This window comes from Mycobacterium sp. NGS15, assembly GCF_059813245.1.
In genome coordinates, this window is the sequence record NZ_JCALEF010000003.1 from 429,738 (window position 1) to 444,095 (window position 14,358).

The 14,358-nt window shown below is 65.2% G+C and carries 11 protein-coding genes and 1 tRNA gene; 9 read left to right on the top strand and 3 right to left on the bottom strand.

Annotated elements, in window-relative coordinates:
* Window positions 1-18: 18 nt before the first annotated feature.
* The 6 genes from AC5Y5C_RS09740 to AC5Y5C_RS09765 all read left to right on the top strand — a co-directional run bounded on the left by AC5Y5C_RS09740 (window position 19) and on the right by AC5Y5C_RS09765 (window position 5,275).
* Entirely contained in the window at window positions 19-879 is an 861-nt protein-coding gene (locus tag AC5Y5C_RS09740) for a segregation and condensation protein A (RefSeq protein WP_499971307.1), read from the top strand.
* Window positions 876-1,655: an SMC-Scp complex subunit ScpB gene (gene scpB / locus AC5Y5C_RS09745; RefSeq protein WP_499971309.1), complete on the top strand. Its 780-nt coding sequence runs from the start codon at window positions 876-878 to the stop codon at window positions 1,653-1,655. Before AC5Y5C_RS09740 ends, scpB begins: the two co-directional genes overlap by 4 nt.
* 3 nt (window positions 1,656-1,658) lie before the next feature.
* Window positions 1,659-2,399 carry a pseudouridine synthase gene (locus tag AC5Y5C_RS09750; protein ID WP_499971311.1) on the top strand — a complete coding sequence of 247 codons (741 nt, stop codon included), beginning with the start codon at window positions 1,659-1,661 and terminating at the stop codon, window positions 2,397-2,399.
* Between the two features lie 8 nt (window positions 2,400-2,407).
* Window positions 2,408-3,082, top strand: coding sequence for a (d)CMP kinase (gene cmk / locus AC5Y5C_RS09755; protein WP_499971853.1), 675 nt, complete (start codon window positions 2,408-2,410; stop codon window positions 3,080-3,082).
* Window positions 3,079-4,479 carry a ribosome biogenesis GTPase Der gene (der, locus tag AC5Y5C_RS09760; protein WP_499971313.1) on the top strand — a complete coding sequence of 467 codons (1,401 nt, stop codon included), beginning with the start codon at window positions 3,079-3,081 and terminating at the stop codon, window positions 4,477-4,479. Before cmk ends, der begins: the two co-directional genes overlap by 4 nt.
* 202 nt (window positions 4,480-4,681) lie before the next feature.
* Window positions 4,682-5,275 (top strand): LysM peptidoglycan-binding domain-containing protein, encoded by a 594-nt coding sequence (locus AC5Y5C_RS09765; protein WP_499971315.1) that lies wholly within the window; start codon window positions 4,682-4,684, stop codon window positions 5,273-5,275.
* Between the two features lie 87 nt (window positions 5,276-5,362).
* Here AC5Y5C_RS09765 and AC5Y5C_RS09770 read toward each other — a convergent pair whose 3' ends face one another.
* Window positions 5,363-6,727: an HNH endonuclease signature motif containing protein gene (locus AC5Y5C_RS09770; protein WP_499971317.1), complete on the bottom strand. Its 1,365-nt coding sequence runs from the start codon at window positions 6,725-6,727 to the stop codon at window positions 5,363-5,365.
* Window positions 6,728-6,889: 162 nt separating this feature from the next.
* Between AC5Y5C_RS09770 and AC5Y5C_RS09775 the strand changes: the two genes are divergently transcribed.
* Together AC5Y5C_RS09775 and AC5Y5C_RS09780 are read left to right on the top strand one after the other, a co-directional pair.
* Window positions 6,890-6,966, top strand: a tRNA-Pro gene (locus AC5Y5C_RS09775).
* Window positions 6,967-7,118: 152 nt separating this feature from the next.
* The gene (locus AC5Y5C_RS09780) at window positions 7,119-8,567 is read left to right on the top strand and encodes a hypothetical protein (protein ID WP_499971319.1); all 1,449 of its coding nucleotides are present in this window, start codon (window positions 7,119-7,121) and stop codon (window positions 8,565-8,567) included.
* A gap of 3 nt (window positions 8,568-8,570) precedes the next feature.
* Here AC5Y5C_RS09780 and AC5Y5C_RS09785 read toward each other — a convergent pair whose 3' ends face one another.
* Window positions 8,571-9,656, bottom strand: coding sequence for a hypothetical protein (locus AC5Y5C_RS09785; protein WP_499971321.1), 1,086 nt, complete (start codon window positions 9,654-9,656; stop codon window positions 8,571-8,573).
* Window positions 9,657-9,797: 141 nt separating this feature from the next.
* Window positions 9,798-11,918 carry a RecQ family ATP-dependent DNA helicase gene (locus AC5Y5C_RS09790; RefSeq protein WP_499971323.1) on the bottom strand — a complete coding sequence of 707 codons (2,121 nt, stop codon included), beginning with the start codon at window positions 11,916-11,918 and terminating at the stop codon, window positions 9,798-9,800.
* Between the two features lie 165 nt (window positions 11,919-12,083).
* On the opposite strand from AC5Y5C_RS09790, the gene AC5Y5C_RS09795 reads away from it, so the two are divergent.
* Complete coding sequence (locus AC5Y5C_RS09795) at window positions 12,084-14,258, top strand: glutamine synthetase III family protein (RefSeq protein WP_499971325.1); 2,175 nt, start codon at window positions 12,084-12,086, stop codon at window positions 14,256-14,258.
* Window positions 14,259-14,358: the final 100 nt, after the last annotated feature.

Here is a 14,358-nt window from a genome sequence, read left to right on the forward strand (position 1 = left end):
GCACCGGAAGCGCGGCCTGTGTCTGATCCCGTTGAGACCTCTGCGGAGCCTGCAGGGCCCGGCTCGCCGGCGCCGGAACAAAAGGCCGCCGATACACACGGCTTCCGGATTCATCTCACAAACTTCGAGGGTCCATTCGACCTACTGCTGCAACTGATCTCGCAGCATCGGCTCGATGTCACCGAGGTCGCTCTACATCAGGTGACCGACGAGTTCATCGCCTACACGAAGACGTTGGGGGACACGTACAGCCTGGACGAGGTCACCGCCTTCTTGGTCGTGGCGGCCACCCTGCTGGACCTCAAGGCGGCACGGCTGCTGCCCTCGGGCCAGGTTGACGACTCCGACGATTTGGCCCTCCTGGAGATCCGCGATCTGCTGTTCGCACGGCTGCTGCAGTACCGGGCCTTCAAGCATGTGGCGGAGATGTTCGCCGAACTGGAGGCCGCCGCCCTGCGCTCGTACCCGCGCGCGGTGGCGTTGGAGGACCGGTTCAGCGCGCTGCTGCCACCGGTCCACCTGGGGCTCGATGGGGACCAATTCGCCCAGCTGGCCGCCGGTGCGTTCACTCCGCGGCCGGTGCCGACAGTGGGGCTGAGCCATCTACACATTCCCCGTGTTTCGGTGCCTGAACACGCCAAACGGATGGTCGAACTGCTGTCCGAGCGTGGCGCGGGACAGTGGATGACGTTCACCGAGTTGGTCGCCGAATGCTCGGTACCCATCGAGATCGTGGCCCGCTTCCTGGGCGTCCTCGAGCTCTACCGCTCCAAGGCGGTACTATTCGAGCAATCCGAACCGCTTGGACCGCTCCAAGTTTCATGGACCGGTGAGCGCCCGGCGCAGGATGATCTAGAAAAGGCAGTGGACTACACATGAGTGAGCAGACGACCCCTGCCGAGGGGTCGGAGGAGTCCACCGATCTCGACGCCCCCGTCGGCACCGAGGTCGGCGCCCTGGAAGAACCCGGCCCAGAAGGATCCGGTGACGCCGAATCGGGTGACGATGAGTTCGTCCCGATGGCCGATGAGGAACTCATCAGCACGCTCGAAGCCCTCTTGCTGGTGGTGGACACGCCCATCAGCGCCTCGGCGGTGGCCTCCGTCGTCGCCCAGCCGCTGGACCGCGTAGCCGAAGCGCTGCAACGGATTTCCGAGATCTTGACCGAGCGCGCCAGCGGAATCGACCTCCGTGAGACTGTCGACGGCTGGCGCATGTACACGCGCGCCCAGTACGCCCCATACGTCGAGAAACTGCTGCTTGACGGTGCACGCTCCAAGCTGACTCGTGCCGCTCTGGAGACCCTCGCTGTGGTGGCCTACCGACAGCCGGTGACGAGATCGCGTGTCAGTGCCGTCCGCGGTGTGAACGTCGATGCCGTCATGCGAACACTGCTGATGCGTGGCCTGATTGCCGAAGCCGGCACCGATGACGAATCCGGTGCTGTGATGTTCCGCACCACCGAGCTGTTCCTGGAGCGGCTCGGCCTGACGTCGTTGTCAGACCTTCCCGATATCGCACCGCTGCTTCCCGATATCGATGTGATCGATGACCTATCCGAAAATCTCGGCGACGAGCCGCGGTTCGCGCGGCTCAACCGGACACCCGCCGACGGTGCCGGATCCGCCCCCGCCTTTACTGTTGATCAGGACTGAACGATGACCGAAGAAGGAATTCGACTCCAGAAGGTGCTGTCGCAAGCGGGAATTGCGTCACGCCGGGTAGCCGAACGGATGATCTACGAGGGTCGCGTCGAGGTGGACGGTCAGATCGTCACCGAACAAGGCAGACGAATCGATCCCACGGTCAACGTGGTTCGCGTCGACGGCGCCCGCGTGATCATGAATTCCGAGCTGGTGTATCTGGCGCTCAACAAGCCCTACGGCATGCTGTCGACCATGTCGGACGACCGTGGCCGCCCCTGCATCGGGAAGCTGATCGAGGAGCGGGTACGGAGCAATCAGGGCGTGCGCAATGTAGGGCGCCTCGACGCCGAAACCGTCGGGCTGATCCTGCTCACCAACGACGGGGAGCTGACGCACCGGCTCATGCACCCGTCCTACGAGGTGCCCAAGACCTATATCGCCACGGTGGCAGGCACGGTGCCGCGCGGCCTCGGCAGACAGTTGCGCGATGGCGTCGAGCTCGCCGACGGACCGGCGAAGATCGACGATTTCAAGTTCCTCGGCACTGTGGACGGCCAGACCATGATCCAGCTGACCCTGCATGAGGGACGCAATCGCATTGTGCGCCGGATGCTCGATGCCGCGGGTCACCCGGTGTTGGAGTTGGTGCGCACCAAGATCGGCGAGGTGACGCTGGGCAATCAACGTCCGGGGAGCCTGCGTGCTCTGGGCCGCGACGAGGTCGGCTCGCTGTACAAGGCGGTGGGCTTGTGACGCGCGTCGTGGTGGCCATCGACGGACCATCCGGCACCGGAAAATCCTCGGTGGCCAAGGAATTGGCTCGGCAGCTCGGCGCCGCCTATCTGGACACCGGGGCAATGTACCGGATCGTAACGCTCTGGGTGCTACGCGCCGGCATCGACCTCGCCGATCCCGCAGCCATCTCCGCTGCCACCGAATGCGTTCCCATGTCGGTGGGGTCCGATCCCGACACACAGACGGCACTGCTTGCCGGAGAAGACGTTTCAACTCCCATCCGGGGAACCGAGGTGACCGGCGCTGTCTCTGCGGTATCTGCGGTGCAGGCCGTGCGCGAGCGATTAGTGCGACAGCAGCGCGAGCTGGCCGCGGGCAGCGGCGGCGCCGTGGTGGTAGAGGGCCGCGATATCGGTACCGTCGTACTCCCGGACGCCGACGTGAAGATCTATCTCACCGCATCGGCGCAGGCCCGGGCGCAGCGCCGCAATACACAGAACGTTTCCGGCGGCGGAGCCGACGAATACGAGCGCGTGCTCGCCGACGTGCAGCGCCGCGATCATTTGGACTCCACACGAGCGGTGTCGCCATTGCGGCCGGCCGAGGACGCGGTGCAGGTCGACACCAGCGATATGACACAGGACCAGGTCGTGGCCCACCTGCTGGACCTGGTGCGAACAAAGGCAGGGGCATCTCGATGACCGACGGCACATGGGTCGATGAAAGCGATTGGGAAGTCGACGAATACGAAGAGGACGAGGGGGCCGAGGAATCGAGTGCCCCGCCTGCCGTGGTGGCGGTGGTCGGTCGTCCGAACGTCGGCAAGTCGACGTTGGTGAACCGGATCATCGGGCGTCGCGAAGCGGTCGTTCAGGACATTCCCGGGGTGACCAGGGACCGCGTCTCGTATCCCGCCGAATGGATGGATCGCCGATTCACCGTCCAAGACACCGGCGGGTGGGAGGCCGATGCGTCCGGCCTGCAACAGCTTGTCGCCGAGCAGGCGCGGCACGCGATGGCGACCGCCGATCTGATCATCCTGGTCGTCGACGCCACGGTCGGCGCGACCTCAACAGACGAAGACGCGGCGAAGCTACTGCGCCGCTCGGGCAAGCCAGTCTTCCTGGCTGCCAACAAGGTTGATAGCGACCGGGCCGAGGCCGATGCTGCAGCACTGTGGTCGCTGGGGCTGGGCGAGCCCTTTCCCATCAGCGCCATGCACGGGCGTGGGGTCGCGGATCTGCTCGATCGCGTGGTCGCCGACCTGCCCCAGGTGTCCGCACGCGGATCGGGAGAGGGCGGCCCGCGACGCGTGGCCCTCGTCGGAAAACCCAATGTGGGCAAGAGCTCTCTGCTCAACAAGCTGTCGGGGGACCAGCGATCAGTGGTCCACGACACCGCCGGGACGACGGTTGACCCGGTGGATACCCTGATCGAACTCGACGGCAAGACTTGGCGTTTCGTCGATACGGCCGGTTTGCGCCGCAAGGTTGGACAGGCCTCCGGCCATGAGTACTACGCCTCACTGCGTACCCATGGCGCCATCGAGGCCGCCGAGGTCGCGATCGTGCTACTCGACGCATCCCAGCCCATCACCGAACAGGATCAGCGAGTGCTGTCGATGGTGGTCGAATCCGGTCGCGCCTTGGTACTTGCGTTCAATAAGTGGGATCTGGTGGACGAGGATCGCCATGACCTCCTTGAACGTGAAGTAGACCTTCAGCTTTCGCAGCTCAGTTGGGCACAACGGGTGAATATTTCGGCCAAGAGTGGCCGGGCCCTGCAGAAGCTTGTGCCCGCGATCGAGTCTGCGCTGCGTTCCTGGGACTCACGAATTTCCACCGGTCAGCTCAATACCTGGGTCAAGGAGGTGGTTGCCGCGACGCCACCTCCGGTGCGCGGCGGGAAGCAGCCACGCGTGTTGTTCATCACCCAGGCCACGTCACGGCCGCCCACCTTCGTGCTATTTACCACCGGTTTCCTTGAGGCGGGGTACCGTCGATTCCTCGAGCGCAGATTGCGCGAAACTTTTGGTTTCGAAGGAACTCCCATCAGGGTGAATGTCCGGATGCGCGAAAAGCGCGGACCCAAACGCTAACTGCGGACGAGATAGCAACGGGCACAAGTTAAAAGACCCCACGCACATTGCCCTCTCAGGCTCCGTTCACCGAATATTCGCGCTCATGTTGAGATCTACCCGATCCGAATCGCCCACTTTTTCGGTTTGCCGACCTAGGCTGTCTTCACCGTCTACCATCCTGCGGCGGTACTAAAACCACCTAACCGAAAGGCGCAACACAGTGGCGGACACACTTACCGAAGGCCAGAAGCTGGAAGCCGGTCAGAGCATCACGTCGAACAACGGCGCGTACTCCCTGACGCTTCAGCAAGACGGCAACCTGGTGCTCTCCGAGTACGACACCGTCGTGTGGGCCACCGGAACCAATGGCACCAGCCCGGAGCGTGCCGAGGTGCAGAGCGACGGCAACTTCGTTCTGTACGCAGACGGAAAGCCGGTCTGGCACAGCGACACCAAGGGCAAGGAAAATGTTCGGCTGGTGCTGCAGGATGACCGCAACCTGGTGCTGTACTCGGGCGATACTCCCGCCTGGGCCACCGCCACCACGAGCGACACCCCGCCGGTTCCGCCGGCCGCTCCCGCCGAGGAAGCCCCAGCCGAAGAGCCTGCCGCGACTGCTCCTGCCGCAGCAGAGCCCGAGGCACCGGCCGCTCCGGAGCCCCGCACGTACACCGTCGTCTCGGGTGACACGCTGTGGGCCATCGCGGAGCGCTTCTACGGTGACGGCAACCAGTACCAGAAGATTGCCGACGCGAGCGGGGTCGCCAACCCCGACCTGATTCAGCCGGGTCAGGTTCTGACCATCCCGGAGTAATCACGCCGGCTTAAGTAGCCAGCTTGATGTAAGCCTCTTGGCCCCATCGGCCCCGTCGGGTTAACCCCCGGCGGGGCCGATGTCGTCCTACTCCCGTAGGTAGCCGTCCGGGTGGTGGAACCAATTGATGCGCGGGACGCGCGCTGGATCGAGGTGTGCGGGCGGAATCCACCACGTACGGCCGTCCGGACCGCGTACAGCCCGCCAGTGATGGTCCTGGGATCCTAGGAGCTTGTGATGCCCCTCGCAGCCGAGGGTGAGCGCGTCCATGTCGGTCTTGCCGCCGTGGGCCCACTCGTCCATGTGGTGCACCTGACAGTGATACGCCGGCCGGTCGCATCCCGGGTAGGTGCAGCCACGCTCCTTGGCGGTCAACACGATTCGCTGGTCCTCGGTGGCGATCCGTTTCGCCCGACCCAGATGCAGCGCGCGACCGCCGTCGTCGAAAATGGCCAGGTAGTGATGGGCGTGACTGGACATCCGGACGAGATCTGCGATAGGTAGAAGCGAGCCTCCGCCGGTCACCGCGTTACCCAATCCTGCTTCGAGTTCCCGCAACGTTGCCGTGACGACCGTTGTCACCGGCAGCCCGCGGTGGCGGCCCAGCTCACCCGAGGACAACACAGATCGGCACACCGCCTTGAGCGCGTCATGTTGCCGCTGGACGAGCGATCGAGTGTCGCGTCGCCGTGCTTCAGCATCGGGATCGCCATCCACGCAAGGTGTTTCGCCTTCGGGGTTACACACACCCGATGCCGCGTACTTCGCGAAGATCGCGTCGAGGTAGGAGCGCAGTTCGGGGTCCAGATCGAATGTCCCGGGCGTCATGAGATCCGCGCCTTGACGCCCCATCCGGAAACCGCGGCGTCGGGCACGGTCGGCATCCTCGGTGAGGTTGCCGTCGGGATCCAGATAGGCCAGGAGCCTGTCCGCAGCCTTGCGGAGCTCGTCCGGCCGGAGTGTTCCCGCAAGCCCGGCGAGCTGCCTCTCAGCGGCTGTTCGGGTTGCCGCATCAACGGCACGGGGGAGTCGGTCCCAGAACTGCCGGATGACCGCAATGTGGTCATGCCCGGCGACACCGGCTTGCTGCGCCGCGGCAGTCGCCGCGAGTACCGGCTCGATCGGTTCACCACTCAGCGAAGCGGTTGGGGCCAGCTCCGCGGCGTCCCGGATGCGCCGGCGCGCATCCGAACGAGTAATCCGCAGCGCGTCAGCAAGGATGTCTGCCAGATTGACCCCACCGAACTGCCCCGGAACATGCTCCGCCACAAGCCCGTTGACAAGCGGATGGACCGCGGCGGCCATTCGGCGCACGAGCGCCTCGACATCGCGCAGAACGGCAAGGCGCTCGCCCTGCGTGAGGTTCTGGGCATTGAGTTCCGCCAGCGCGTCGACGGCATGAGCGAGCCCGGCAAGGACCTGACCTGCGTTGGCACCGACTATCGAACTCATGTTCGAATCATAGGGCGCCACTCCGACAAGATGCCGTCAAATGTTGCGGATGGTTTTGTTGTGACACAAGTGATTTCAGGAATCCCGCAGCTGCGGCGAGGAACCGAGTTCAGGATCTGGCCAGACCTGCGGTAGGCTTCCGTCTGCTGCTCATAGCGGCGGCGGGCTGTGGCGCAGCTTGGTAGCGCACTTGACTGGGGGTCAAGTGGTCGCAGGTTCAAATCCTGTCAGCCCGACCAGGTACGAGGTAGTTTCCATGCCCCAACTGACTTCAGTTGGGGACAAACTCCCTCGATGTCTTCCGTTTGACCGAGCTTGACCGACGATCGGGCTGTCCGGCTAGCGATGTCGGTAGTGCACCGGGATTTGCGGTGCCGATAGTCTCGGATGGGTGTCCTGTCGTCCGTTTCTTCGCGGTGGCCTCGCCGGAGTGCTGCTCGGATCGGGTATCGGGATCGCGGCTTTTAGCACCCTGGCCTGGCTGCTAATCGCCATTCCCCTGGTCGTGGCCGGTATCGCCATCGTGATCCGCCCGCCGGAACGGGGGTTGGGCCTGGGTCTCGCCGACGTCCCGTTCCGGGCAACGGCGATCGATCGGAGCGCCGGTCCGCTCGGTGGTGACGACGAATCGGTGCTCATCGGGACCGTCGCACCGAGGGGGGACGTGGCGCGGGAGGTGACCCTGCGCCTGCCGATGTCGGACGAGCAGGTGCGTCGCATCGCGTCGGGTGAAGAGGTCAGTCTTGCTGCCCGCGACGTGCCCGCGCCCGGACACACGGTCACACCTAGTTTTTCCGGTCGGCCTCCGGCACGGGCAGCGCTCTCGGGAGCTGTCGCCCTGGCTGTTGCACTCGCCGTGTTGACCGCTGTCCCGTCACGCATGTTCGCGTTGTCGCTGCCCCGGTCGGTCGCCACTGCGGTGCCGTCGGTCGGTGAGCGTAAAGACGATTCCACGGCCGTCGACCTGTGGGAAGCCGCGCTCGCTCACGTCCGCAGCGTCGACCCCGAGGCGTTGTCGACGCTACTGCTCGTGTCATCCGACATCGGAGGCTGGACCGTCGACGCGCACCGCGGGGGTGACCGCTACATCCATCACCGCTACACGAAGACGTTCGGTATGAGCGATCCGGAGGTCGACACCCGCAACGACGCGCGCAGCAGAAACATATTCACCGACCAGGATTTCGCCGCTCTCGATATTCGCGACGCCGTAACGCGGGCCTCGGCGATGTTTCCGACCGGCACCGGTGCGGTGCGATCAATCGTGCTGCGGCGGCTCGATGCCGACGCGGGACGTGAGCTGCGCCTGCGGCTGACCATGGCGAGCGGTGTCGTCGTCGAGGTGCTTCCCGACGGCACCGTCGCGCCGTGGTGGGATGTCACCGACGTCGCTGAAACGATGCGAAGGGTGCCGGAAGTGCTTGCTGCACAGTGGCCTCCGGGTGCAGAAGCGATGCTCAGCAGCTTCCGGTTCTACGCCTCCTCGACTCAGTACGGGAGTTTCGGCGTCGAGGCGAACATCGGCGATCAAAAACGCAAGATCGAAGTGTCCGCAGGCAAGTTTCCCGTCGAACGCACCGTCGGCGCTGCCGATTCCACGCCCACCCCATTCGTCCTCGACGACGTCGACCCGACGCGGCTACGCGCCATACTCGACGACGCCGCCCGTCGGTCGGGTGTCGATGACGTCGACCGGCGGGAGCTGTCGGTGACGATCTTTCCGCGGTCGCGCCCGAATCCGTCGTGGCCGGTGGCGCGGGTGGCGTACGCGCACGCCGACTCCGACGCCAGCCTCCTCTACGAATTGCGCACGGGTCAATACCTCGGCGCGGAGAGCTGACGGTCAGGCCTCCAGCGCCCGACGGGCGGCGGCCTCGATCGCCACGGTGACCTGCCGCGGCGGGTGTACGACACCGCGCTCCGACAGCCGGGCGACGATTTCCTGAACACGTCGCAGGTAAGCAGCCTTCTCGGCACCGTACGAGGCGCTCTCGGCATGAGCCAGCAGTTTGCCTGCGGTGGCTAGATCGTCGCGGGCCGACGCTGGCAAATCGTCGAGCGCGGCGGATTTACCGTCGGCTTCACAGCGCGCCCACGTCCGGCGCAGGGTATCGACCGCAGCACGGTAACGGCCGGCCAATGCTGGGTCGCCGGGATAGGCGTCGGTGCGCAGCGCCTGCGCCTCGGCCAGTGCGATCTGGAAGTCCATCACCGGTTCGCGGGTCACGTCGGTGACACCCGGGTAGCGCAGGAACAGCGACGGGTCCAGTTCGTAGCAACCGTACGCGGCGAGCACCGAATCGTGGATCTGGCGGGCAACACCCCACAACCGCTCGTCGGCCGCCGGTGAGGCTGCGGTAGGGGATGGCGGCGGCTCGGTAGGTGGCTTCACATCGGCGGGGGCGACGTCATGCAGTGCCCGGATGATGATCTCGGTCACCGGGTCGGACGCGTTTGCCGCTACTTCGACGGTCTGCACGGGAACCGATGGGCCCGCGTCGGGGGGCCGAAACCCGATGGTGAGGTACTCCGAGCCTGCCACCCGGTACACCCCGGCACCGGGATGTACCAAGGTGCGGCCGGCCACCGTGTCACTGATCTCGACGGAGACGACCTCCGCCAGCGGGCGCACGAGATCCTGGTGACCGACGGCCTCGTCACCGATCACCACATGGTCATCGATGATGCCCAGCCGGACCGACGCCCGGTGGCCGGCGGCCGGCCCGAAGAACCGCAGCACGAACGCCAGCGTGAGCACGGCACCACTGGCAGCGATGATCGTTGTCGGTGCGGCGTCGAGCAGCTTGAGAACAACCAGCAGGGTCGGCCCAAGCAAGATGAGACCGCCGACGATCGCCGAGCGGGCACGCATCGTCGGATCGGTGTACTCGACACGCGCCGTGAGCGCGGCCAATCGGGTATCGGACACTGACAGGCACCTCCGCCGTACGAGTATCGCACCACCGGGAACTCGATCCCGTCTGTCTCCGTGCGCGCGAGCCGCCGCGCGCTGGAATTACGTGCTGCCCACCGGTATTGGGGGTCAAGTGGTTCAGATTTGCGGGCGGGGTCAGGCCGGGTGGTGGATGAGCAGTGGCAGTACCGCTCGCGCTCCGGCCTTTCGCAGATGAGCGGCGGCAACGGTGACGGGCCACCGGGTAGACGTCGAGTCCGCCACCAGCAGCACACACCGGCCGTTGATCGCGTCCCGGAGCGTGTCGTCTGTGCTGATCGCCTCACGCCAGTAGGCGGCCTCTTCGCCGCCGGATGAATCACGGCCAGGAGCCTTGCCCGCAGCCACTGGCATCACTGCGTGTTGCAGACGGCCAACCGTGGCAATTCGGTCGGTCACCGGCCGCACCGGATTGGGCGTACCGGTCAGCGGCAGCGACACCGCGATCTCGGGGCGGGCGACCCATTCGTCGCGCCATCGAGCGAGGGTGGAGACGGCCGCCTGGGCCAGGGCCTCGATTGCCTCGGGATCGCCCGCTGCCGCGGCGGTGATTGTCCCGCTCCATTCGGGAGCGTCGGCATGGACCAGCACGCGGCCCGGCTCGGCGAGCAGGTCCATGGGAATCTTGCCTCGGGTGCCAAACTCTCCACCCGGCCACATCTTTCGGGGTTCAAGCACCGTGGAATCGGCGCGCAGGGTGGCGGCGACCGTCCGCATCAGGTCGGCGGCCGCGGGCAGGCCAAGCCCATCGGGAGTCTGCCCGAGGCAGACCGAGCAGCGCCCACAGGAGGCGGCCTGAGGATCGTCGAGCGACTCGGTGAGCAGCTGCATGAGGCAGCGTTCTCCTCGCGTGTAGGCCTTCATGATGTCAGCCTCGCGGCGGCGGGTGGCGATGATGCCCTCGTAGTGCTCCGCGTCGAAACGCCAAGGGCTACCAGTGGATCGCCAGCCGCCGTCGACCCGCTCCACGGCGCCGTCGACGGCGAGCTGTTTGACCATGAGCTCGATTCGTGTGCGCCGGATACCCGTCTTGGCCTCGAGTGCGTTTACCGATACCGACTCCGCACCGTCGCCCGTCTCGCTGGCAAGAGCGGTAAGCACCGTGTCCATCTGCTTGGGGTCTGGAATCGAGGCGGTGGTGAAGTAATCCCATATGCCGGCGTCGGATTCCGAGGGAAGCAGTACGACTGCCGCGTGCTCGATAGCGCGCCCGGCGCGCCCCACCTGCTGGTAGTAGCCGACCGGTGACGGCGGGGAGCCGATGTGGACCACGAACCCGAGGTCGGGCTTGTCGAAGCCCATCCCCAGGGCAGAGGTGGCGATCAGCGCCTTGATCCGGTTCTCACGTAGCGCATCCTCGAGCCGGGCCCGCGCATCCGCATCGAGTTGACCGGTATATGCAGCGACTTTCGCCTGCGGGTGTACTGCATGGATGGCGTTCACGAGCCGCTGCGCATCGGCGACAGTGAGTACGTAGACGATGCCCGACCCTGGCAACTCATCCACATGCTGAGCGACCCAGGCATAGCGTGCCAGCGGCGACATCGGCGGCAACACGTTGAGCTGCAAGGAGCGACGGGCCAACGGTCCCCGGAGAACAAGGGTGGCGTCTCCCAGTTGGGCGGCCACGTCCTCGGTGACTCGCTCGTTCGCGGTGGCAGTGGTGGCCAATACCGGCGTCTGCGGGTTCAACCGGGTGAGCACGTCGGACACCCGGCGGTAGTCGGGACGAAAATCGTGCCCCCAGTCCGACACCGCATGCGCCTCGTCGATGACCAGCAGCCCCATAGAGCCTTCGAGTGCCGAAAGCACTCTGCGGCCGAACGACGGGTTAGCCAGCCGCTCGGGTGACACCAGAAGCACGTCGATATCGCCGGCCACGAGCCGCGCCTCGATCGCATTCCAGTCGTCGAAGTTCGACGAGTTGAGAGTCGCGGCTCGCAGCCCTGCCCGAGCGGCAGCCGCGACTTGGTCGCGCATCAGGGACAGCAGCGGCGAAACGATGAGTGCCGGACCGGCGCCCTCGGAGCGTCGAATCGCCGTCGCGACCCAATACACCGCGGATTTACCCCATCCCGTGGCCTGGACCACCAGCACCCGAGCCGCGGGCTCCAGTAGCGCGGCCACGGCGGTCTCTTGATCGTCGCGCAGGATCGCACCGGGCCCGGCCAGCGCCTCGATCACCTCACGGGCCTGATCAGCCCTGGCCCCGTTCAGTCGTTGTCCCATGATCCACATCCCCCTCGCATCCGGTGACGTCCCCTCGTGAGTGCCGGGGGATTGCCACGCCCGGCATTCTGCTGTTGATGTACGGGAAACATGCTGGTTATCGGTTGTCCCTAGCGTAGCCACGTTGGTCGCCCGCGAATCAGCTGCGGGCACGTCACAGCGATAGGAAGTCAATTGAGCGGAAATGCTGTCCGGCTGCAGGCGATCAATAACGTCGAGGCCTATGTGCCGCCGGCGATCAGCTTCGTGGTCGGCGAAGAGCCCGGTGAGGTGTTCGGCGCGAACGTCTTCAGCAAGGCCGTCATGCAACAGCGGCTTCCCAAGTCGGTCTACAAGTCGGTGACTGCCACGATCGAGAAGGGCGCCAAGCTGGACCCGGCCGTTGCCGATGCGGTCGCCTCGGCAATGAAGGACTGGGCGCTTGAGAAGGGCGCCACGCACTACGCGCACGTCTTCTACCCGTTGACCGGCCTGACCGCCGAGAAACACGACAGCTTCCTCGAACCGGTCGGCGACGGCGCGACCCTGGCCGAATTCGCAGGCAAGACGCTGATCCAGGGCGAGCCGGACGCCTCCAGCTTCCCCAGCGGCGGCTTGCGCAACACCTTCGAGGCCCGGGGGTACACCGGCTGGGACGTCACCAGCCCTGCCTACATCCTCGAAAACCCCAATGGCAACACGCTGTGCATCCCGACTGTGTTCGTGTCGATGACCGGTGAGGCTCTGGACCACAAGACCCCGCTGCTGCGCAGCCAACAGGCCATGGGTGAGCACGCCGAGCGCATCCTGAAGCTGTTCGGTCACAGCAACTTTGATCACATCGTGTCGTTCTGCGGTCCGGAGCAGGAGTACTTCCTCGTGGACCGTCACTTCTTCCTGGCCCGCCCCGACCTGATCAATGCCGGTCGCACACTGTTCGGCGCCAAGCCGCCAAAGGGCCAGGAGTTCGACGACCACTACTTCGGTGCGGTGCCCGAGCGTGTTCTCGGTTTCATGATGGACACCGAGCGTGAACTGTTCAAGCTCGGCATCCCGGCCAAGACCCGGCACAACGAGGTCGCGCCGGGCCAGTTCGAGATCGCCCCGATGTTCGAGCGCGCCAACATCGCCTCGGACCACCAGCAGCTGCTCATGACGACGTTCAAGACGATCGCCAAGAAGCACGGCATGGAGTGCCTGTTCCACGAGAAGCCCTTCGCCGGAGTCAACGGTTCAGGCAAGCACGTCAACTTCTCGCTGGGGAACTCGCAGTTCGGCAGCCTGTTGGTGCCGGGCGATACGCCACACGAGAACGCACAGTTCCTGGTCTTCTGTGCCGCGGTGATCCGCGCCGTACACAAATTCGGTGGGCTGCTTCGGGTTTCAGTGGCATCAGCGACCAACGACCACCGTCTCGGCGCGAATGAGGCCCCGCCGGCCATCATCTCGATCTTCCTCGGCGATCAGCTGGCCGATGTGTTCGAGCAGATCGCCAAGGGTGCGGCGACATCGTCAAAGGGCAAGGGCAGCATGATCATCGGCGTCGACACGCTGCCGGTCCTGCCTACCGATCCGGGCGATCGGAACCGCACCAGCCCATTTGCCTTCACCGGTAACCGTTTCGAATTCCGCGCACCCGGCTCGATGCAGACGGTTGCCGCACCGATGGTCACGATCAACACGATCATGGCTGAATCGCTGGACTACATCGCCACCGTCCTGGAGCAGGAGGTCGCCGACGGCACCGACTTCGACCAGGCCGTTCAGCAGCTTCTCACCGACATCATCACCGAACACGGTGCGGTGGTGTTCAACGGCGACGGCTACTCCGAGGAGTGGCAGACCGAGGCGGCCGTTCGCGGCCTGCCGAACCTGAAGACCACTTTGGACGCTCTGCCCGAGCTGATCAAGCCGGACGCTCTCAAGCTGTTCGACAAGTACAAGGTCTTCAACGACCGGGAGATGCACAGCCGTTACGAGATTGGCCTTGAGCAGTACGCACTGACCATTCACGTCGAGGCGAAGCTGTCCTTGGAGCTGGGTTCGACGGTGGTGCTTCCTGCGGCGGTGCGCTACCAGACTGAGATCGCGCAGAACATCGCCGCGTTGAAGGCCGCCGGGGTTGAACCCAGCACCACCTTGTTGGAGGACGTGTCGGCTCCCATCACCGATCTGGTCAACGCACTGGCCGACCTGAGAAAGGGAGTCGAGAGTGATTACGCGACCACCGCGCTGGAGGAGGCGGAGCACGCCCAAAGCCTGCTGCCCGCGATGGATGCGGTGCGCGCCGCTGCTGACATGCTCGAGGGGATAGTGGCCGACGACCTGTGGCCGCTGCCGACCTACCAGGAAATGCTCTACATCCTGTAGGACAAAGCACCGGAAACGTCGGCCGCATCTGCGACAGCAGCGTATAGCCGCATCTGTACCGTCTGGCGACCTACGTGCCGCGTAACATCTGTCACATGTT